The organism is Roseateles amylovorans (assembly GCF_025398155.2).
Taxonomy (GTDB): Bacteria; Pseudomonadota; Gammaproteobacteria; order Burkholderiales; family Burkholderiaceae_C; genus Roseateles; species Roseateles amylovorans.
Genome location: NZ_CP104562.2, coordinates 1,788,187 through 1,807,051 on the forward strand (window position 1 = coordinate 1,788,187; position 18,865 = coordinate 1,807,051).

The 18,865-nt window shown below is 66.0% G+C and carries 19 protein-coding genes and 1 pseudogene; 2 read left to right on the forward strand and 18 right to left on the reverse strand.

The window, feature by feature from the left end; all coding sequences use genetic code 11:
* Positions 1-352: 352 nt before the first annotated feature.
* The 5 genes and pseudogenes from N4261_RS07700 to N4261_RS07725 all read right to left on the reverse strand — a co-directional run bounded on the left by N4261_RS07700 (position 353) and on the right by N4261_RS07725 (position 6,029).
* On the reverse strand, positions 353-898 hold the full coding sequence (locus N4261_RS07700; protein ID WP_261759588.1) for a chemotaxis protein CheW: 546 nt from the start codon (positions 896-898) through the stop codon (positions 353-355).
* A 381-nt stretch (positions 899-1,279) separates the two neighbouring features.
* A pseudogene (locus N4261_RS26035) lies at positions 1,280-2,923 on the reverse strand (methyl-accepting chemotaxis protein); the annotation flags it as partial.
* A gap of 41 nt (positions 2,924-2,964) precedes the next feature.
* Positions 2,965-5,100 carry a chemotaxis protein CheA gene (locus N4261_RS07715; RefSeq protein WP_261759589.1) on the reverse strand — a complete coding sequence of 712 codons (2,136 nt, stop codon included), beginning with the start codon at positions 5,098-5,100 and terminating at the stop codon, positions 2,965-2,967.
* 20 nt (positions 5,101-5,120) lie between these two features.
* Positions 5,121-5,483 (reverse strand): response regulator, encoded by a 363-nt coding sequence (locus N4261_RS07720; RefSeq protein WP_067068294.1) that lies wholly within the window; start codon positions 5,481-5,483, stop codon positions 5,121-5,123.
* Between the two features lie 90 nt (positions 5,484-5,573).
* Positions 5,574-6,029: a hypothetical protein gene (locus N4261_RS07725; RefSeq protein WP_261759590.1), complete on the reverse strand. Its 456-nt coding sequence runs from the start codon at positions 6,027-6,029 to the stop codon at positions 5,574-5,576.
* Positions 6,030-6,300: 271 nt separating this feature from the next.
* On the opposite strand from N4261_RS07725, the gene N4261_RS07730 reads away from it, so the two are divergent.
* Together N4261_RS07730 and N4261_RS07735 are read left to right on the forward strand one after the other, a co-directional pair.
* Positions 6,301-7,473, forward strand: a complete 1,173-nt coding sequence (locus N4261_RS07730; protein ID WP_261759591.1) for a hybrid sensor histidine kinase/response regulator — start codon at positions 6,301-6,303, stop codon at positions 7,471-7,473.
* On the forward strand, positions 7,470-8,117 hold the full coding sequence (locus tag N4261_RS07735; protein WP_261759592.1) for a response regulator: 648 nt from the start codon (positions 7,470-7,472) through the stop codon (positions 8,115-8,117). Before N4261_RS07730 ends, N4261_RS07735 begins: the two co-directional genes overlap by 4 nt.
* Positions 8,118-8,330: 213 nt before the next feature.
* On the opposite strand, the gene N4261_RS07740 is transcribed toward N4261_RS07735, so the two are convergent.
* The 13 genes from N4261_RS07740 to N4261_RS07800 all read right to left on the reverse strand — a co-directional run bounded on the left by N4261_RS07740 (position 8,331) and on the right by N4261_RS07800 (position 18,846).
* Complete coding sequence (locus N4261_RS07740) at positions 8,331-8,723, reverse strand: hypothetical protein (protein WP_261759593.1); 393 nt, start codon at positions 8,721-8,723, stop codon at positions 8,331-8,333.
* A gap of 21 nt (positions 8,724-8,744) precedes the next feature.
* The gene (locus N4261_RS07745) at positions 8,745-9,116 is read right to left on the reverse strand and encodes a hypothetical protein (protein WP_261759594.1); all 372 of its coding nucleotides are present in this window, start codon (positions 9,114-9,116) and stop codon (positions 8,745-8,747) included.
* A gap of 359 nt (positions 9,117-9,475) precedes the next feature.
* On the reverse strand, positions 9,476-10,240 hold the full coding sequence (gene fliR, locus N4261_RS07750; RefSeq protein ID WP_261759595.1) for a flagellar biosynthetic protein FliR: 765 nt from the start codon (positions 10,238-10,240) through the stop codon (positions 9,476-9,478).
* 12 nt (positions 10,241-10,252) lie between these two features.
* The gene (gene fliQ / locus N4261_RS07755; RefSeq protein WP_088403381.1) at positions 10,253-10,522 is read right to left on the reverse strand and encodes a flagellar biosynthesis protein FliQ; all 270 of its coding nucleotides are present in this window, start codon (positions 10,520-10,522) and stop codon (positions 10,253-10,255) included.
* Positions 10,523-10,540: 18 nt separating this feature from the next.
* Positions 10,541-11,410, reverse strand: coding sequence for a flagellar type III secretion system pore protein FliP (fliP, locus tag N4261_RS07760; RefSeq protein WP_261759596.1), 870 nt, complete (start codon positions 11,408-11,410; stop codon positions 10,541-10,543).
* A gap of 6 nt (positions 11,411-11,416) precedes the next feature.
* Positions 11,417-11,767: a FliO/MopB family protein gene (locus tag N4261_RS07765; protein WP_261759597.1), complete on the reverse strand. Its 351-nt coding sequence runs from the start codon at positions 11,765-11,767 to the stop codon at positions 11,417-11,419.
* A 351-nt stretch (positions 11,768-12,118) separates the two neighbouring features.
* Positions 12,119-12,562 carry a flagellar motor switch protein FliN gene (gene fliN, locus N4261_RS07770; RefSeq protein ID WP_261759598.1) on the reverse strand — a complete coding sequence of 148 codons (444 nt, stop codon included), beginning with the start codon at positions 12,560-12,562 and terminating at the stop codon, positions 12,119-12,121.
* Positions 12,555-13,556: a flagellar motor switch protein FliM gene (gene fliM, locus N4261_RS07775; RefSeq protein WP_261759599.1), complete on the reverse strand. Its 1,002-nt coding sequence runs from the start codon at positions 13,554-13,556 to the stop codon at positions 12,555-12,557. The genes fliN and fliM overlap by 8 nt, the downstream gene beginning before the upstream one ends.
* Positions 13,557-13,581: 25 nt before the next feature.
* On the reverse strand, positions 13,582-14,166 hold the full coding sequence (locus N4261_RS07780) for a flagellar basal body-associated FliL family protein (protein WP_261759600.1): 585 nt from the start codon (positions 14,164-14,166) through the stop codon (positions 13,582-13,584).
* Positions 14,167-14,292: 126 nt separating this feature from the next.
* The gene (locus N4261_RS07785; RefSeq protein WP_261759601.1) at positions 14,293-15,684 is read right to left on the reverse strand and encodes a flagellar hook-length control protein FliK; all 1,392 of its coding nucleotides are present in this window, start codon (positions 15,682-15,684) and stop codon (positions 14,293-14,295) included.
* A gap of 11 nt (positions 15,685-15,695) precedes the next feature.
* A complete protein-coding gene (fliJ, locus tag N4261_RS07790) occupies positions 15,696-16,166 on the reverse strand; it encodes a flagellar export protein FliJ (protein ID WP_261759602.1) in 471 nt (156 codons plus the stop codon).
* Positions 16,167-16,210: 44 nt separating this feature from the next.
* On the reverse strand, positions 16,211-17,635 hold the full coding sequence (gene fliI, locus N4261_RS07795; protein WP_261759603.1) for a flagellar protein export ATPase FliI: 1,425 nt from the start codon (positions 17,633-17,635) through the stop codon (positions 16,211-16,213).
* Positions 17,632-18,846: a FliH/SctL family protein gene (locus N4261_RS07800; RefSeq protein WP_261759604.1), complete on the reverse strand. Its 1,215-nt coding sequence runs from the start codon at positions 18,844-18,846 to the stop codon at positions 17,632-17,634. Before N4261_RS07800 ends, fliI begins: the two co-directional genes overlap by 4 nt.
* Positions 18,847-18,865 lie beyond the last annotated feature (19 nt).

An 18,865-nucleotide genomic window follows, 5' to 3' on the forward strand; every position in this document is an offset into this window, starting at 1 on the left:
GGGCCACTGCGCAGGCGATCTGCCGAGCAGGGCTGGCAGGGCCCCGCCGACTTGCCGCGTTGACGCCGAGGCGTCGCAAGGCATGCAAAGGGACAGGGCGCCCGGACGGGCGCTGTCCACTCGTATAGAGACGGCACAGAGACCGCCGTCCGGTCTGCCGCTCGGCTTGCGTGCGCAGCAGCCCCATGGCGTCGCGACAGGCCCCAAACGGCGAAACGCCCGGCAAGCCGGGCGTTTCATCGGGACCGATCAGGCGGCCGAGCCAGCGGTCGATCCGACCGCCGGAGGATGACCTTCGGTCAGACCGTCAGATGCAGCGCAAGCGCCTGATGGTCGCAGGGCCGGACGGTCATCAGACCGTCAGGCTGTCCATCAGCCCCATGTCCGCGCTGGACATCAGGCCTTCGATGTCGATCAGGATCAGCATGCGATCGGCCACCGCGCCGATGCCCATGATGAAGCTGGTGTTGACGGTGCTGGCGCTGAGTTCCGGCGCGGGACGGATCACGTCGCGGTTCAGTTCCAGCACGTCGGACACCGAGTCCACCACCGCGCCGACGACGCGGTTCTTCACGTTCAGCACGATGACCACGGTGAAGCTGTTGTACTCGGCCGTGGCGCAACCCAGTTTCAGGCGCAGGTCCACGATCGGGACGATCACGCCGCGCAGGTTCACCACACCCTTGATGAAGTCGGGCGCGTTGGCGATGCGGGTCGGCTGCTCGTAGGAGCGGATTTCCTGCACCTTCAGAATGTCGATGCCGTATTCCTCCTGTCCCAGACGGAAGGTGAGGTACTCACCACCGGCCGGCGCGTTCGACGCGCTGGAAGGAAGGGTCAGCGCGGCGCCGGGGCTGGCTTGCACAACCTGTGTGCCGGTTTGTTGGACGATTTCCATGATGTGACCTCGTGCGACGGATTAAAAGGTTTCCCAGTCGCCATCAGCGGCGGCCGTGGCCGGGATTGCCGGCGCGGGGGAGGGAGTGAACGAGGCGGCAGCCGATTTCGGCGCCGCAGCGGGCTTCTTCAGGGGCGATGCGGCCGGCTTGGTCTTCGACACCGGCTTGGCGCCGGCTGCCAGCGGCTTCTTCAGTGCACCTGCGGGGCTCGGGCGAGCGCCGTGGGATGCGGTGGAGGAGGTCGTTGCAGCAGGCTTGGCGGCGGTCGACGACGTTGACGACGCAGCGGACTTGACCGGCGCCTTCGGGCTGGTCGTGGCAAATGAATGGGCGTGCGTCGTCGATGGGGAGGCCGAGGACGACGAATTCGAGAACGCGTGCGCCGACGCCGACTTCACCGCACCCGACGCGCCATGTGACTTATACGCCGGTGCCGGCGCGGCTGCCACCGCAGCGCTCGAACTCACGCGGAACCGATCCACCACCGAACCCAGGCGCTCGGCCTGATCCTTCAGGCTCTCGGCGGCGGCGGCGGATTCCTCCACCAGCGCGGCATTCTGCTGCGTCATCTGGTCGAGGTTGCCCACGCCCTGGGTGACCTGGCTGATGCCGTCGCTCTGCTCGCTGGAGGCTGCGGTGATCTCACCGATGATGTCGGTGACCCGCTGCACGCTGGAGACGATGTCGCTCATCGTGCTGCCGGCTTCCTGCACCAGGCGCGAGCCGGTCTCGACCCGCTCGACGCTGGCGCCGATCAGGGTCTTGATCTCGCGGGCCGCTTCGGCGCTGCGTTGTGCCAGTGAGCGGACCTCGCCGGCGACCACCGCAAAGCCGCGGCCTTGTTCGCCGGCACGGGCAGCTTCGACCGCCGCGTTCAGCGCCAGGATGTTGGTCTGGAAGGCGATGCCGTCGATCGTGCCGATGATGTCGCTGATCCGCTTGGAGCTGGCATTGATCTCGTCCATCGTCGAGACGACCTGGCTCACCACCTCGCCACCCTTGGCCGCCGCGCCGGAGGCGGAGGAGGCCAGCTGGTTGGCGGTGCGGGCGGAGTCGGCGGTCTGCTTGACGGTGCCGGTCAACTGCACCAGCGAGGAGGCGGCTTCCTGCAGGTTGGAGGCGGTCTGCTCGGTCCGGCTGGACAGATCCTGGTTGCCGGTGGCGATTTCCATCGACGCGGTGCGGATCGAATCTGCAGCCGTGCGCAGTTGTCCGACCATGGTCTGCAGGGCTTCCTGCATGCGGTGCAGCGAGCGGGTCAGCTTGGAGGCTTCATCCACCCCTTCCACCGGCTTCATGGCGCGCGACAGGTCGCCTTCGGCGATCGCGGCAGCCAGCGCTTCGGCATCGGCCAGCGGGGCACAGATGGTCTGCATGTTGAGCAGCGTCAGCGGCACCACGACGATGGCGGCGAACACCAGCACCAGGCCAAAGGCCCAGAGCACGCCGCCCTGGGTGCTCTCCATGCCTTTGCGCATCTCCTCGGACTGGGCTTCCAGGCGCTGGGCAAGTTCGTCGAGCTGCTTCTCTGCCTCGACGACCTGGTCCTTGGCCGGTTGCAGCAGGCGGTCGGCCACGGCGGCGTGGTCGTAGGCGCCGGCTTCGAGCTGGGTCACCACATTGGCCGACTTGGCCGCATAGGTCTCCAGCGCAGTCTGCAGTTTCTTGATGGCATCCTGATCATCTTCGCCGCTGAGCTTGCCCAGTTCGGCGAGTTCCTCCGACGCCTTCTTGCGGGCCTCGTCCCACTTGGCATGGCGGCTCTTGACGACGTCGGGCTTCTCGTAATTGATGATCATGTCCTTTTCATGGACACGGATCTTTCCCATCGTGCTCGTGAGATCGGCGATCAGATTGCCGCGCGCAGTCGACTTCTCGAGGAATTGCTGTGTCTGGCCGCGCATCGACTGCATGCCATACAGGCCGACGCTCCCCACGACCACCAGCAGCGCGAGCACGATCCCGATGGCGCCGATCATGCGCGTGCGGATGCTGAATTGACGCAGCAGTGCACTGAAGTTCATGTCCTACCTCTTATCTCGTTATCTCGGACTTGGCGCACCATTCAATGGCGCGAACGTCGGACCAGGCTGCCCACGTCCAGGATCAGGGCCACCCGCCCGTCGCCCATGATGGTGGCGCCGGATACGTCCGTCACCTTGCGGTAGTTGGCCTCCAGGTTCTTCACCACGACCTGTTGCTGCCCCAGCAGCTCGTCGACCAGCATGGCCACGCGGCCGCCTTCGGCTTCCACGACGACCATGATGGAGCTGACGTGCTCGAAGTCGAAACGCGGCACATTGAAGACCTGCTCCAGTTCCACGACCGGCATGTATTCATCGCGCACCTCGACCACACGGCCGGAGCCGCCCACGGTCTTGATGGTGTCGGACTGCACCTGGAAGGACTCCACCACCGAGGACAGCGGCAGGATGTAGACCTCTTCGCCGACGCCCACGCTCATGCCGTCCATGATGGCCAGCGTCAGCGGCAGGCGCACCGAGACCTTCATGCCGTAGCCTTCGGCCGAGTCGATCTCGACCGTGCCGCCCAGCGAGGTGATGTTCTTCTTCACCACGTCCATGCCCACGCCGCGGCCCGACACGTCGGTGACCTGGTCGGCGGTGGAGAAGCCGGGGGCGAAGATCAGGCCCCAGACCTCCTGGTCGGACATGCTGTCCGGCGCATCGATGCCCTTTTCGCGGGCCTTCTTGATCAGCTTCTCGCGATTGAGGCCGCGGCCGTCGTCACGCACTTCGATGACGATGGAGCCGCCCTGGTGGGACGCCACCAGGGTGATCGTGCCCTGCTCGGGCTTGCCCTTGGCTGCACGGTCGGCGGGCGATTCGATGCCGTGGTCGCAGCTGTTGCGCACCAGGTGGGTCAGCGGATCGGTGATCTTCTCGACCAGGCCCTTGTCCAGCTCGGTGGCTTCACCCTGGGTGACGAGCTCGACCTTCTTGCCCAGCTTGGCCGCCAGGTCGCGCAGCATCCGCGGGAAGCGGTTGAACACGACCGACATCGGGATCATGCGGATCGACATGACCGATTCCTGCAGGTCGCGCGTGTTGCGCTCCAGGTCGGCCAGGCCGGAGGCCAGTTGCTGGTACAGGCCCGGATCGAGGTTGCGGCTGTTCTGGGCCAGCATCGCCTGGGTGATCACGAGCTCGCCGACCAGGTTGATCAGTTGGTCGACCTTCTCGACAGACACCCGCAACGTGGACTGGTCCATGTTGGCGCCGCCGGCACGCGGCGCGGCCTCGACCTTGGCGGGTGCGGCGACCTTGGCCGGCACCGGCACATTGGCTTTGGCCACTTCGGCCGCCTTGGACTCGGCCGCGGTAGCGGCGGGTACGCCGGGAGCGTCGTCAAAGAAGCCGTAGCCGGGATCCTCTTCCTTCTTGGCTTCCACTGGCGCACCCGGTGCGCCTTCATGGAAGCCGAAACCCTCACCCAGCGGCAGGATCTTGACCTGCTCGCGGGAGACATGGAAGGTGAACAGGTCCAGCAGGTCGTTGTCGCTGCTGCTGGTCAGGACCTTGAAACGGCGCATGCCGTCGGCCGAGATGCCGCCATCCAGCGGCTCGATCGTGCCCAGGTCGGTGATTTCCTTGAACAGGTCGACCAGGTTGTCGGCCTGTGTGGGATTGCTCAGGGGACCAACCAGCAGTTCCAGTTGGCGCACATTGGACTTCAGCGCCGCCGGTGCGGCACTGGGGGCAGGGGCCGGCGCCGCCACCGGGGCGGGTGCGGGCGCTGCGCGGACGCCGTCCAGCGTGCCGCCGTCCACCAGGGTCCGGATGCTGACCAGCAGGTCCGAGGTGTCGAAGGCTTCGGCGCCGGAGCCTTGGTGGCGGGCCAGTTGGGCGCGCAGGGCGTCGCCGGACTGCAGCAGCACATCCACCATCGGCGAGGTCGGGGCCAGTTCATGGCGACGCAGCTTGTCCAGCAGCGTTTCCATCTGGTGCGTCAGTTCTGCCACGTCATTGAAGCCAAACGTCGCTGCGCCGCCCTTGATCGAATGGGCGCAACGGAAAATGGCGTTCATCTGCTCGTCATCGGGGTTCTCGATGTCCAGGTTCAGCAGCAGCTGTTCCATGTTGTCGAGGTTCTCGCCGGCTTCTTCGAAGAAGACCTGGTAGAACTGGCTCAGGTCGATGCCAGCACCCAGATTGGCGCCTTCAGAGGTCATGTCTCCCATCAATCTCTCCCCCGCCGGTATCAGCGGATGACCTTGCCGATCACTTCGATCAGCTTGGCGGGGTCAAAAGGCTTGACCAGCCAACCGGTGGCACCTGCGGCGCGGCCGGCCTGCTTCATCTGATCGCTGGACTCGGTGGTCAGGATCAGGATCGGGGTTGTCTTGAACTTGGGGTTGTCGCGCAGCTTCTTGGTGAGGCTGATGCCATCCATGCGGGGCATGTTCTGGTCGGTCAGCACCAGGTCGAAGTCGCGCTGGGAGGACTTCTCCCAGGCGTCCTGCCCGTCCACCGCCTCCACGACATTGAAACCCGCATTCTTGAGGGTGAACGAGACCATCTGGCGCATGGAGGCCGAATCGTCTACGGCGAGGATCGAGGGCATTTTTGGTTCTCCGGATGACAAGCGGTTTTCGGTGGGACCTGAAAAATCTTTAGGGCCTTGTGGGCGCTCTTACGGGTGCGCGGGCGGATATCAGAACAGCTCGACCGAGCCGGCGTCCATCTCGTCCTGCGTCACGGGATTCGGTCGCAGGGGTGCAGTTTCGACGACAGTCAAGCCGTCTTCATCCTCGCCGAACGTATCCCGGGCCAATTGATCGGAACAATTCCTCAGACGCTGGCTGGTATGCGCGATCAACTGGGTGGACATGTCCTGGAATTGCAGCGCAGTGATCGCTCCGGCCAGATGCAGCATCAGTTGCTGCAGCGCATCGGTGTCTTGCTCGCTCGCGGCACGTGCCTTGAGCTGGTCGACCAACGACGACGCGCCGAAGAAATGCGTTGACAACGCTTCGCACGCATCATCGAGCAAACGCTGCAGGCGTTCGAGGTCGTTATTGACCGTCATCAGATGATCTTGCATTTCGGCGGCGGCCAGCAACGGCATCAGCCCACCGTCTGGCTCGACCGCTGTCTCATCGATTTGCATCTTGGCTCCACATAGGTGTCCTAGGACCTACCTGGGTCGATCCCACTTCGACCCGTACCTGGACTTGACGGCTGACAAGAATCTTCGGCTTTTAGGAGGCGTCTGTCGACGGGACTAATTGGCCAAATCCCGCCCATTTACTTCAGACCGCTCCCTGAGGCTCAAATTCTCGATAAGGGAAAACGGCAACTCTAAGGTTTCCAGATGTCAATGGCGCGCTGTGTCCCTCTCGTAGATGAGGGAGTCGCGACAAACTTGGCATACTCGCGCCATGCCTTCCTCGCCTCTGGCTGAACGCCGCCTGCGTTTGCTCCATATCGAAGATTCCGACCTGGATCACCAACTGATCCTGGCGCAGTTGCAGCGCGCCGGATTGCGGTTTGATGTCAAGCGGCTGGACAGCCTGCCGGATATCGAAGCGGCGCTGGTTCACCCGTGGGATGCCGTGATTTCCGACTACAACCTGCCGGGTTTTTCCGGATTGGTGGTGTTGGATCTGATCAAACAGCGGCAACTGGTGCTGCCGTTCGTCCTGGTGTCGGGCGAAATCGGCGAGGACACCGCGGTGGCGGCGATGCGGACCGGCGCGTCCGACTACTTGCTGAAGAACAACCTGGCGCGCCTGGCGCCGGCGCTGCTGCATGCGATCGAATCCTGCGAGGCCCAGCGCGCGCGCCAGGAAGCGGATCGGGAGCTGCTCAAGTCCAAGCAGCAGCTGCACGAGCTGGCGGGCCACCTGCAGACCAGCATCGAGATGGAGCGCGCCGCGATCGCGCGCGAGATCCATGATGACGTCGGCGGCTCGCTGACCGCGCTGAAGTTCGAACTGGCCTGGATGGCCCGTCACAGCAAGGACCCGGCCATCCTCCAGCGGGTGCATTCGGCGCTGGACACGGTGACCAGCGCGATCGAATCCAGCCAGCGGATCATGCACAACCTGCGGCCGGCGATCCTGGAGCAGGGGCTGCTGGCGGCGGTGCAATGGCTGGCTGCGCGCTTCGAGCGCCGCACCGGCATTCCGACCGCGGTCATCAGTACCAGCGAACTGCTGCAGTTGCCCGCCGGCGTGCCACTGGTGGCTTATCGCACCGCGCAGGAGGCATTGACCAATGTCTCCAAGCATGCGGGGGCGTCCAAGGTCGAGCTGGAGTTGAGCATGGACGGCGGCGTGCTGACGCTGGAAGTGAAGGACAACGGCCAGGGCCTGGCGCCGGGTGATCTGAGCAAGGCCCGCAGCTTCGGCATCCGCGGGCTGCGGGAACGCGCGGCCACGGTCGGTGGCTGGGTGGACCTGAGTTCAGGTGTGCATGGCACCAGCCTGATCTTGTCGGTGCCGCTGCGTGGCGTCATCCATGCCTTCGAGGATGATGATGCCGAGGAAGGCGGGCCGGGGACCCGCGCGACCGATGTGGAGCATGACCCGTCCACCTGGGGCCAACTATGATCAAAGTGATTCTGTGTGATGACCATGCGCTCATTCGGCGGGGCATCCGGGATACCTTGTCCGATGCACCCGACATCGAAGTGGTGGGCGAGGCCGGCGACTATGGCGAGCTGCGCAGCCTCATGCGCAGCCTGCCGCCGGAAAAGCAATGCGATGTGCTGGTGCTCGACATCAACATGCCGGGCCGCAGCGGGCTGGATGTGCTGCATGTGCTCAAGGACGAGGGCACCACCACGCGGGTGCTGATCGTGTCGATGTATCCCGAGGACCAGTATGCGATCCGTGCGCTGCGTGCCGGCGCCTACGGCTATGTGAACAAGGGCGGTGACCCGCAGCTGCTGGTGCAGGCGGTGCGGACGGTGGCCCAAGGCCGCAAATACGTCACGCCCGAGATTGCCCAGATGCTGGTGGAAAGCCTGACCGCGCCCGCGCCAGAGCAGGCGCACCAAAAGCTCTCCGATCGGGAGCTTCAGACGCTGGTGATGATCGCCTCCGGCAAGCGGCTGTCGGACATCGCCGAGGAGTTGATGCTCAGCCCCAAGACGGTCAGCGTCTATCGCGCCCGCGTGCTGGAGAAGCTGGCGCTGTCCAACAATTCCGAACTGACGGTCTACGCCATCCGCAACGGACTGGTTGAGAGCTGACGCTTGGATGCGGCCGTTGCCCCCCTGGGGCGGTGTGGAATGCCGTGAACCCTCAGGGCTCCCACGAGCCCGCACCTCCACACGACTCTCTGCACCTCCGCACGTCTGTTGTCACGACCAGGCGACCACGCGACCACACGCGACCACACGCGACCACAGGACCACGCGACCACGCGACCACGCGACCACGCGACCACACGTTTGACCGATGCTTCAGTGGCGGCCGCGGAAGGCCGGCGCTCGCCAATGCGAGGGACCGTTCACGTCCATCGCCCGAAGCATCACCTGGATGTCCTTCGCGATCTCGGTGGCCCAGCGTGCGCGACGCGATTGGAAGCGACGATGCACCTGGTAGTCCGCAAGGTTCCTGCAAGCGCGAAGTCGCTGCAGGTTCTGAGCCAACCACACCTCGCCATGGGCGCGCAGGTGGTTCTGCACCTTGGCATGGATGGCGGATCCGCGATGGTGGACGCCGCTCCGGTCTCGGGCCATCAGGAAGGCGCTGTAGTAAGCCCGGGAGGCAGCGCTGCGGGCGCTGGCTTCATCGGGGTGGGCCAGCAATCGCTCGGCGACGCTGAGAAATCCCTCGGGGTCGAAGCAGGTCATGGGAGAGGCCTTTCCGATGGCTCATTGTTCGGGCATGAAGTCATGCGGACACGGCAGCACGCAGACATGCTCGGACAGCGCGAGCAGGGCGGGCTGCGCCTGGATGCTCTCGAAGAAGCGCTTCATGTCCGCCGGGCAGGGCGTGCCGAGGGATTCCGCCATGGTGTAGCGGTAGAGCGTGAGCAGCAGCATCACCGAGCCCAGTTCCGGATCGACCTGGATCTGCACCGTGCACAGCCGCTGGGGCGTGGCGGCCATCAACTGGGCCAGGAAGCTGGAGAGGTCTTCAGCGCCGATCATGGGTTGCGCCGCGAGGAAGGCGGTGATGATCGCGGTGAAGCCAGGCGAGCCGAACTGCACCTCCTGGTCGAGCAGGTCGCCAGGGATGTTCATGCACAGTGTTGAGGGGGCCGACGGGCCGCTTTCTGCGAGGGCGTCGGGCAGGGGCGTTTGAAGGTCAGGGGGCATCTCGGTTCTCCGTCAGGGGACGTTGCGGAATGCGACGTCGATGAACGAATTCTGAGAACCGGGCTCGCGTCTGACCATGACTCGAACTGGTGGCCGAAGGGGGACGCCCCCTTCGGGGGAGATCCAACCAATGGGGGAAGCCAGCTCGGCGATTCTTGGCGGCGTTGAGGTCGCGTTGCTTCCCGGCGCTTCCCCGTGAATGCCGCGCTGATGCCCGCTCTATGCCCGTTCGGTGCCCGGTTGATGCCCGGTTGATGCCCCGCTGAAGCTGTCTTTGCGGCCTGTCAGCTGAAGGCGGCGAGCAGTCGCTCCAGCGCGATCATGAAGGGCTGATGCATCAGCGGCAGCGTGGCCACCATGCCGACCAGACCGATGCTGACGGTCAGTGGAAAGCCCACCGAAAACACGTTCAACTGCGGTGCCACCCGCGAGATGATGCCCAGCACGAGGTTCACGAACATCAGCATCGTGATCAGCGGCAGCGCAATCCACAGGCCGATGCGAAACACCTCCGCGCCCCAGGTCTGTGGCTGGGCCACACGCAGGAAGCGGAAGGGTTCCTCGCCGACCGGAAAGGCCTGAAAACTCTCCACCAGCGAGTTGATGAGCATCAGATGGCCGTTGATCGCGATGAACAGGAAGGCCACCATGGAGCCGAAGAAGCGGGCGGACGAGGTGCCCTGCGCGCCGGTCGCCGGATCGAAGAAGCCGGCGAAGTTCAGCCCCATCTGCAAGCCGATCAGTTCACCGGCGAACTCCAGCGAAGCAAAGACCAGGCGCACCGCAAAGCCCATGGCCAGGCCGATCAGCAGCTGCTGGCCGACGACCGACAGCAGCACGGGCAGCGAATTCAAGGGGATGACCGGCATCTCCGGCAGCGACGGCTGGGCTGCCACCGCGATGAACATCGCCAGGCCGATGCGCACCCGGGTCGGCACGCTGCGCTGGCTGAACACCGGCATGCCGGCGAACAGCGCCAGGGTGCGGAGGAAGGGCCAGAGCAGCGGATTGATCCAGGCCATGACCTGGGCTTCGCTGAAGGTGAGCACGGGGAGCGGCCTTCAGCCCAACGCCTGCGGAATGCTCTGCAAGGTGCGCTGGATGTATTCGACCAGGGTCGTGATCATCCAGGGACCGGCCACGGCCAGGACCAGCACGGCGGCGACGATCTTGGGCACGAAGGAGAGGGTGGACTCGTTGATCTGCGTGGCCGCCTGGAAGACGGAGACGAGCACCCCGACAGCGAGCACCGTCAGCAGGATGGGCGCTGCCACCATCAGGAGGACGTACAGCCCTTGCTGGCCGACGGAGAAGACTTGTTGAGCATCCATGGGGATCGTCTCCTGACGCTACTGAGCGAACGAGGCCGCGAGCGACCCCAGCAACAGGTTCCAGCCGTCCGCCAACACGAACAGCATGAGCTTGAAGGGCAGCGCGACCAGCACCGGCGACAGCATCATCATGCCCAGGCTCATCAGCACACTGGACACGATCATGTCGATCACCAGGAAAGGGATGAAGATCAGGAACGCGATCTGGAAGGCCGACTTGAGCTCACTGGTGACGAAGGCGGGCACCAGCACGCGGAAGGGCAGGTTCTCGGTGGTGACGTTCGCATCCAGGCGAGCCAAACGCGAGAACAGCGCCACGTCGGATTGACGCGTCTGCTTGAGCATGAAGGCGCGCATCGGCACCTCGGCGCGCTGCAGGGCGACCTCGAAGCTGATCTGACCGCTCTGATAGGGCTGATAGGCGTCGGCATAGACGCGGTCCAGCGTCGGGCTCATGACGAAGAAGGTGAGGAACAGCGACAGGCCGACGATCACCTGATTCGGTGGCGCGGCCTGGGTACCCAGGGCCTGGCGCAGCAGGGACAGCACGATGACGATGCGGGTGAAGCCGGTCATCATCAACAGCACGGCTGGCAGGAAGCCCAGGGCGGTGAAGAACAGCAGCGTCTGGATCGGCACCGAATAGCTGTTGCCGCCGGCGCCCTGGCTGATGATCAACGGCACGCTGGCGGGGCTGCCGGTCTGCTGGGCGAAGGCGGCGGTGCCGATCGCTCCCAGCGCCAGGACGGCGCCCACGCTCAGCCAGCGATGGTGCGGTCCCTTGTCTGTGTGGTTGTCCGGCCGGTCGTGCGGGCCATCGTGCGGTCGCGGGCCGATGTCAGCCCTCGATGGGGCGGATGTCGGTGGCAACGAGGGCAATGAGGTCATGAGGGCTCAGGTGCCTGGGTTGTCGGAGGGCCGATTGAGCGTGCGTTTGAACAACTGGGCGAACGAGGGTTGCGCGGTCTGGAGTGCGGCGGCTGCGTCGGCTTGAGGCGGCATCACATGCAGGGTTCGGATTTGCTGACCGGTGATGCCGAGCACCAGCCACTGGCGGTCGTCGCCCTGGCCGACCTCGACGATCACGATGCGCTGGCTGGGCGCGATGACCAGTTGGGCGACGGTACGCAACTGGCCGCCCAGCGCGCCGCCGCCGAGTGGTGTGCGTTTGAGCAGCCACAGCACGAGGGGGATCAGGGCCAGGATGGCCAGGAACCAGAGCACGGGGACGAGGCTTGAGTTCATCGAGGCATTATGGCGTCACGCATGTGAATGACGGCATCTCTCCAGCAGGCGACCACGGGACAACCAACAGGCAAACCACGCGACCTGGCGACGCGCTCGACCGTCCCCCGTTACAGAGCAGATCGAAGAGGCGCGCGAGCGCCGACAGGTCCAGCGGAGCAACAAGATCCGGCTTTGCCGGGCTCGCTGCTCGGCCCTTTGGGGACCGGCGTGAGCCGTTCCAACCACCCCTCGCAGCGCAACCCAAAGAGGCGCGCGAGCGCCGACAGATCAAGCGGAGCAACGAGATCCGGCTTTGCCGGGCTCGCTGCTCGCCCCCCTGGGGGGGCCGGCGTGAGCCGGTAGGGGGGGTCACGCTTTACTTAATCTGCGCATGCGCTCGGAGGGCGTCACGATGTCGGTCAAGCGAATACCAAATTTGTCGTTCACCACCACCACCTCGCCCTGGGCGATCAGGTAGCCGTTCACCAGCACGTCCATCGGCTCGCCGGCCAACGCATCCAATTCCACCACCGACCCTTGCGCCAGCTGCAAGATGTTCTTGATCGGGATCCGGGTGCGGCCCAGCTCCACCGTCAACTGGACCGGGATGTCCAGGATCATGTTGATGTCGCTGCCCGGCAGGTTGCCCGGGGTCGGCGAGAAATTGGCGAAGGTGGCCGGCGCGACCTGTTCAGTCACTGCCTGCACCTCTTCGACCACATTGCTGGTCGAGGGCGCGGCCTCGGCCAGGGCCGCGGCCCATTCGGCCGCCATTGCGTCCTGTTCGTCCATGGAGTTCGGCGTGTCAGCCATTGCGGGCTCCCAGCCAGCCGGCATCCGGGCCGGTCAGCAGCTTTTCAATCTTGATCGAGTATTTGCCGTTGGACGTGCCGTAGTGGCAGTCGAACACCGGCACACCATCCACCTTGGCCTGGATGATCTGTTCGAGGTCCAGCTCGATGAAGTCACCCGGCTTGAAGGCCAGCAACTGCTCCACCGTGGCCGGCGCCTGCGCCAGTTCGGCCACCAGCTCCACTTCGGCCGACTGGATCTGGTGCTTGAGCAGATTCACCCAGCGCCGGTCCGGCTCGGTGGAGTCGCCCTGCGTGGTGCTGTAGAGCACATCGCGGATTGGCTCCAGCGTCGAATACGGAATGCAGAAATACACCGTGCCGCTGGTCTCGCCGATTTCCAGCGTGAACGAGGTGGAGACCACGATCTCGCTCGGCGTGGCGATGTTGGCGAACTGCGGCTGCATCTCCGAACGCTGGTATTCCAGCTCGAGCGGATAGATGCCCTTCCAGGCCTTGAGGTATTCCTGCGTGATCACCTCGACCAGGCGCAGGATCACCCGTTGCTCGGTTGCCGAGAAATCACGACCCTCGATGCGGGTGTGGAACTTGCCGATGCCGCCGAACAGCGAATCGATCACCGCGAACACCAGGGTCGGGTCGCACACGATCAGCCCGTTGCCGCGAAGCGGTTTCACCGACACGATGTTGAAGTTGGTTGGCACCACGATTTCCCGCAGGAAGGCGCTGTACTTCTGGACCTTGATGCCGCCGATCGCCACTTCCGGGCTCTTGCGGATGAAGTTGAACAGGCCGATGCGGATGTTGCGGGCGAAGCGTTCGTTGATGATTTCCATCGTGGGCATGCGCCCACGGACGATCCGCTCCTGACTGGCCAGGTTGTATTCGCGAATGCCACCGCTTTGGACCTCTTCGGCCTCGAGCTTCTGGCTTTCGCCGGTGATGCCCTGCAGCAGGGCATCGACTTCGTCTTGCGACAGGATTTGCTGATTCATCGCCTGGTCCCTTCGGGATGCCCGCTCACTGCACGATGAAGGTGGAGAACAGGACTTGCGTCACCGGGCTCTCGACCGCGCGCTTTTTCTTCTTCTTTTTCTTGGGTGCGCTGTCGGCGGCTTCGTCTTCCTCGTCGTCCAGCTCGATGCCCATGGGCCGCACCGCCTCGCGACGGATTTCCTTGGCCAGTTGCTCCTTGCCCTCGATGCTCAGCAATTCGGTGGAGGTCTTGTGCGAGAGCACGATCAGCACGTTGTTGCGGATCGCCGGCATGTAGGCCTTGAGCTGGTCGGCAAACTTCGGATCGTTGACTTCCAGCGTGATGCCGATCTGGGCAAAGCGGTCGACTTCCTTGTCGGCCAGGTTCACGGTGAACGGATCCAGCGGGACGAAGGTGGGCGGCGTGCCGGGCTTGACATGGGCGGCGGCGGCCGGCTTTTCCTCCACGGCCCCTTCCTCGTCTTCCGCGGCTTGCGCCTTCTTCTTCATCATCAGCAGCGCGCCCACGCCGGCGAGCACCAGCACCAGCACGATGGCGATGATGATGATCAGCTTCTTCTTGCCTCCGCCCTTGGGGGCGGCATCAGTGCCGACAGCGGCAGTGGCCATGGGGCGCTCCTATGCGGGATGGACGATTCAATGGCGTCCATTGTGGGCCGAACGCCCGAGCCTGCAAGCCTGGAAAAGGCAGGGAAATCAGGCGTACCGGTCAGGCGTACCGGCCAGGCCTAGAGGTCAGGCGTAGAGGTCCACCAGTCCTCGGGGCGGGGTACGGCGTTCGGCGCGGCCGGCGCCGGCCAGGCCGCCATCGTCCTGGCTGCCGGCTCCACCGCGGCGACTGCCGCGCTCGCCCTGCGACTCGCGACCGTTCTGGTCGCTGCCGGACTGTTGCTGGGCAAACACGCCGCCGCCGCTCAGGGTCAGGCCCTGGCTTTGCAGTGCGGCGGCGAGGTCCGGCAGGCTGCGCTCGAGCACGTCGCGAGTGGCGGCCTGTTCGGCATGGAAGTTGACCTGCGCCTGCTGGCCGTCGACCTGGATGTGGATCGCGACCGGGCCCATCTCGGCCGGATTGAGCTGAAGCTGCGCCTCATGCACACCGTCCTGGATCAACAGGCTGACGCTGGCTGACAGCTCGGGCGCGAAATCGGGGCTGTGCATCGGCTGCGACAGCGGGACGGTGGGCGCCTCGCTTCGACTGGACGCGGCTCCGCCGCCCACCGACGAGCTGGCGCCGCCCTGCGCAGCGGCCAGCAGGGCCTCGAAGCTGTGCGCGGGGGCACCGTTGGCGGGCTTGGCGTCGGTCATGGCGACCTCGTGCGCGCCGTGGCTGGATTGGGCGGCTTCCAGGCCATCGGCCTGTGTGGCGGCATCCATGGCCTCGCCGCGTGCGGCTTGGCGCAGTTCCTGTTGGAGCTGGCGCGCATCCTGCAGCGCGCCGGCATGGCCGGGCTTGCCGTGAGGGTTGCCGCTGATGGCGGTGTCCGCCGCCTTCGCATCCGGCTGATCGCCTTGTGTCACAACGGCCCGGGCATCGAGCTTGGCCTCCGGGGGCGCCTCGCCGCGCAGCATCGCGAGGATCTGCTGGGCGGGCGTGGCGGTGGCGTCGGTCTTGCTGTCGTCCGGGGTCGCCTCGTCGCTCGACTTGGCATCGCGGGCCTGGACCTCGCCGCCGGTCTCCTGGCTGCCTTTGGCTGCGTTGGCGCGCGCGGTGTCTGCTGCATTGGCAGCGTCCGACGCTGCCGCGTCGGTGGCCGGGCCGTCCTTGGATGCCGGCTTGGCTGGCGACTTGGGGGTGTCGGATTGACGATTGGCGGCGGTGCGGTTGGCCGCGTTGCGCGCGGCCAGCTTGTTCTCGTCCTGCGACGCGGCGTTCTCAGGCCTGGGCGCGGGCGCCTTGGCCGATTGAGCGCTAGCCTGCGGCGTCGGCGTCGGCGCAGGCGCAGGGGGCGTTGGCACTGGGACCGGCGCCTTCATCTGCTGGCTGCTCTGGTTGAGCCATTGAGAGAAGGGCGGCGTGCCCGCGTGGGCGTTGTTGGCGCCTTCCTTGCGGCCGTTAGCGTTCACGCCGAGGGCGCCCACGGCACCGTTGGTGCCGAAGAGGGGGGTGTTCTGCTGGATCAGGCTCATGACGCGGGTCCTCAGGCGACCAGGCGGGTCAGCGGGTTGCTGCTCCGGGCGGCGGCGCGGGCGGCCTGCTCGTCGGTGCTGCGCTGTTCCTGGCGCATCTGGGTGCGCAGGGTTTCGGCGCGACGGCGCTCGATCAGCTTGCGCACCGAGGCCACGCGCATCTCACGCTCGCGCAGGACGTCCCGTGCGGCATTCAGGCGCTGGTCGGCGAAGTCGGCAATGCCGCTTTGCTGGCCGATCGCCTGGTCCAGGCGACCGCCGAAGTTCTGGTAGCAGCCCAGGATCTGGACCGTGGTGCGTTGCGCAAACTCCTGCGACCAGCGCTGCCGATAGTCCTGGCGGTACTGGGACAGTTGCTCCTGCTGATGTTTGGCGGCATCCGCACGGGCCTGCGCATCACGCAGATGGCGCAGGGCCTCGTCGCGCTCGGCTTCAGCGCGTTCCAGGAGAACTGTCAGAGCCTGGAGATTGGATGAACTCATGGGGACGACCTCGTGTCACGGATTTCGGCGGAATTCGACGGCTTTCACGCGAAACTCAGTGTGGCGCCCAACTGGGACAGGCAATCCGCCAAAGAAGCGGGTGAATGCATGTCTTGTTGAAGCAATCGGACCATGTCGCCGTGCAGGCGCACCGCCGTGTCCAGATCGAGATCGTGCCCCGGTTGATAGGCGCCGAGTTGGATCAGGTCCCTCGCCTTGTTGTATTTCGCGAGCAATTGCCGGAATCGGCGAGCAAGTTCGACATGGCGGCGGTCGGCGACGCTGGTCATGACCCGGGAAATCGACCGTTCCACATCGATGGCCGGGTAATGGCCGCCCTCGGCCAGCTCCCGGCTGAGGACGATGTGGCCGTCCAGAATGCCTCGGGCGGCGTCGGCGATCGGATCTTGCTGGTCATCGCCTTCGGACAGCACGGTGTAGAAGGCGGTGATCGAGCCTTCTCCCGCCAAGCCGTTGCCGCTGCGCTCCACCAACTGCGGAAGCTTCGCAAAACAGGAAGGGGGATAACCTTTGGTGGCCGGCGGTTCGCCGATGGCGAGGGCAATCTCCCGCTGCGCCATGGCGTAGCGGGTCAGCGAATCCATCAGCAGCAGCACATGCTGGCCACGGTCGCGGAAGTGCTCGGCGATGGCGGTGGCATAGCTGGCCCCCTGCATGCGCAGCAGTGGCGGGGCATCGGCAGGCGCGGCGACGACCACGCTGCGGCGCAGGCCGTCCTCGCCCAGGATGTCCTCGATGAACTCCTTCACTTCGCGGCCGCGCTCGCCGATCAGGCCGACGACGATCACATCCGCTTCGGTGTAGCGGGCCATCATGCCCAGCAGCACCGACTTGCCGACGCCGGTGCCGGCGAACAGGCCCAGGCGCTGGCCACGGCCGACAGTCAGCAGCGAGTTGATTGCCCGCACGCCGGTGTCCAGCGGCCGGCGCACCGGATCGCGGTCCATGGCATTGATCGGGCGACGCACCATGGGCTCGTCGCGGACCTCCAGCAGCGGGCCGGCGCGGTCCAGCGGATGGCCCTGTGGATCGACCACCCGACCCAGCAGGCCATCGCCCATCGGCAGGTGCAGGCCACGGTCTTCGTCGCGGCGCCACGGATGGCGGACCTCCCCGAGCGCGGGCCCGTGCAGGGCGGCAGGACGGGGCAGCACCATCGCGCCGCTGGCCAGACCGTGGATCTCGTCCGTCGGCATCAGATAGGCGCGGTCACCGGAAAAGCCCACCACCTCTGCCTGCACCGGCCGCTGGCCGCGCCGCGGGCTGGCCGCAGAGGAGGGCATGTGGATCTCGCAGACCGAGCCCACTGGCACCTTCACCCCGGTGGCCTCCAGCACCAGACCGGCCACCCGCACCAGCTTGCCCTGCGGTTCCAGCGTCGGCGCATTGCCGGCGAAGTTCTCCAGGTCATCCAGGTACTGGCGCCAACGGTCGGTGCGTGCGTTCATGCCGGGGTGTCGTCGCCGAAGCGACTCGGTTCATAGCGGGAGTCCAGGCTCGCATCGAGCCGGGCGTCGTAGCGTTGGTCCTGCCGAGGCTTGTAGCGCGGCTCCGAGCGGTGATCCGGACGGATGTCGCCCCGGGGCTCGCCGCGGTCATCGTCTCGGTCGCTGGGGCGAGGATCGAATCGGTCGTCGGCGCGATGGCCGCCTTGGCTGTCGCCGCGACCTTCGCCACGGTCATCCGAACGGAGAGGCGACCGCGGGTCCGAACGGGCCTCCGAGCGACCCTCGCTTCGCGGCGAATCGTCGAAGTCGTCACGGGCGTCCTGACGCTGATCGTGACGTCCGTCCTGGCGGCCACCGTCCTGGCGCTGATCCTGACGTGACTCACCGCGAGGGGCGAATCGGTCGTCGCGAGTCCCCTCCGAGCCCGCCGCGTTGCGGGCGGGGCGATCGTGCTCGGCGCCCATGGCGCGACGGTCCTCCCAGACGGAGGACTGCCCAAGCGCGCCCACCGCTTGCTGCCAACGCGAGGGCAGGGTGGCATCGACGCTGCAGATGTCGGCGTCGATCTTGCAGCCGCCGCGGGCAATGGCCGGGTCGGGAATCACCTGCGCCTCGCGGGCGCGCAGCTCTTCACCGGCGCCGTCCAGCACCAGCGGCAGGTCGTCCGGGTGCACCCGCACCCGCACATGGCGGGCGTTGATGAGCAGGGCCTCGACCGCGTCATGGGCGACCTGGGCAATCAGCTCGGGCTGGGTGACGAGTTCATTGCGCACCACCTGGCGGGCCAGTTCCACCGCGGTGCGGGCCAGCGCGCCGGCCATGTCCTGTTCCAGTGCCTGCAGATCGGCATCGAAACTGGTCACCAGCGTGCCGACCTGGGCACTGATCTGCTTGGCGAAACTTTGCTTGAAGGCGTCCAGCGCGGCCATGCCGTCGCGGTAGCCGTCCTGGTAGCCGGATTGGCGGGCCGCATGCAGCAGCTCGTCGATGCTGGGTTGGGGAGGCGGCGGGGGCGCCGGTGGTTCGACCGGCGGCGGTGCGCTGACCGGCGGGCGGCGCGGTGCCTGGCCGCCGTCCAGCGAGCCGGGATTCCAGGCCGCGAAGCCGGACAGCTCCTCCCGCGGAATGATGCGGCTGTAGGTGCTGCCGCGCGGCGACTCGCCCTCGGCGCGGGGCGGAGGGGGAACCTGGCGGGGCGGTCGAGTGGCCATGGGGCGAGGGGTCCGGTGG

Bases quoted from the DNA above. Each gene is read 5' to 3' on its own strand.
- fliI (WP_261759603.1), bottom strand. From the start codon at position 17,635: ATGAACGCACGCACCGACCGTTGGCGCCAGTACCTGGATGACCTGGAG.
- N4261_RS07725 (WP_261759590.1), bottom strand. From the start codon at position 6,029: ATGCAAATCGATGAGACAGCGGTCGAGCCAGACGGTGGGCTGATGCCG.
- N4261_RS07715 (WP_261759589.1), bottom strand. From the start codon at position 5,100: ATGGGAGACATGACCTCTGAAGGCGCCAATCTGGGTGCTGGCATCGAC.
- N4261_RS07700 (WP_261759588.1), bottom strand. From the start codon at position 898: ATGGAAATCGTCCAACAAACCGGCACACAGGTTGTGCAAGCCAGCCCC.
- N4261_RS07720 (WP_067068294.1), bottom strand. From the start codon at position 5,483: ATGCCCTCGATCCTCGCCGTAGACGATTCGGCCTCCATGCGCCAGATG.
- fliP (WP_261759596.1), bottom strand. From the start codon at position 11,410: ATGACCTCATTGCCCTCGTTGCCACCGACATCCGCCCCATCGAGGGCT.
- N4261_RS07745 (WP_261759594.1), bottom strand. From the start codon at position 9,116: ATGAACATCCCTGGCGACCTGCTCGACCAGGAGGTGCAGTTCGGCTCG.
- fliN (WP_261759598.1), bottom strand. From the start codon at position 12,562: ATGGCTGACACGCCGAACTCCATGGACGAACAGGACGCAATGGCGGCC.
- N4261_RS07740 (WP_261759593.1), bottom strand. From the start codon at position 8,723: ATGACCTGCTTCGACCCCGAGGGATTTCTCAGCGTCGCCGAGCGATTG.
- N4261_RS07765 (WP_261759597.1), bottom strand. From the start codon at position 11,767: ATGAACTCAAGCCTCGTCCCCGTGCTCTGGTTCCTGGCCATCCTGGCC.
- fliJ (WP_261759602.1), bottom strand. From the start codon at position 16,166: ATGAGTTCATCCAATCTCCAGGCTCTGACAGTTCTCCTGGAACGCGCT.
- N4261_RS07780 (WP_261759600.1), bottom strand. From the start codon at position 14,166: ATGGCCACTGCCGCTGTCGGCACTGATGCCGCCCCCAAGGGCGGAGGC.
- N4261_RS07735 (WP_261759592.1), top strand. From the start codon at position 7,470: ATGATCAAAGTGATTCTGTGTGATGACCATGCGCTCATTCGGCGGGGC.
- N4261_RS07730 (WP_261759591.1), top strand. From the start codon at position 6,301: ATGCCTTCCTCGCCTCTGGCTGAACGCCGCCTGCGTTTGCTCCATATC.
- N4261_RS07800 (WP_261759604.1), bottom strand. From the start codon at position 18,846: ATGGCCACTCGACCGCCCCGCCAGGTTCCCCCTCCGCCCCGCGCCGAG.
- fliQ (WP_088403381.1), bottom strand. From the start codon at position 10,522: ATGGATGCTCAACAAGTCTTCTCCGTCGGCCAGCAAGGGCTGTACGTC.
- N4261_RS07785 (WP_261759601.1), bottom strand. From the start codon at position 15,684: ATGAGCCTGATCCAGCAGAACACCCCCCTCTTCGGCACCAACGGTGCC.
- fliM (WP_261759599.1), bottom strand. From the start codon at position 13,556: ATGAATCAGCAAATCCTGTCGCAAGACGAAGTCGATGCCCTGCTGCAG.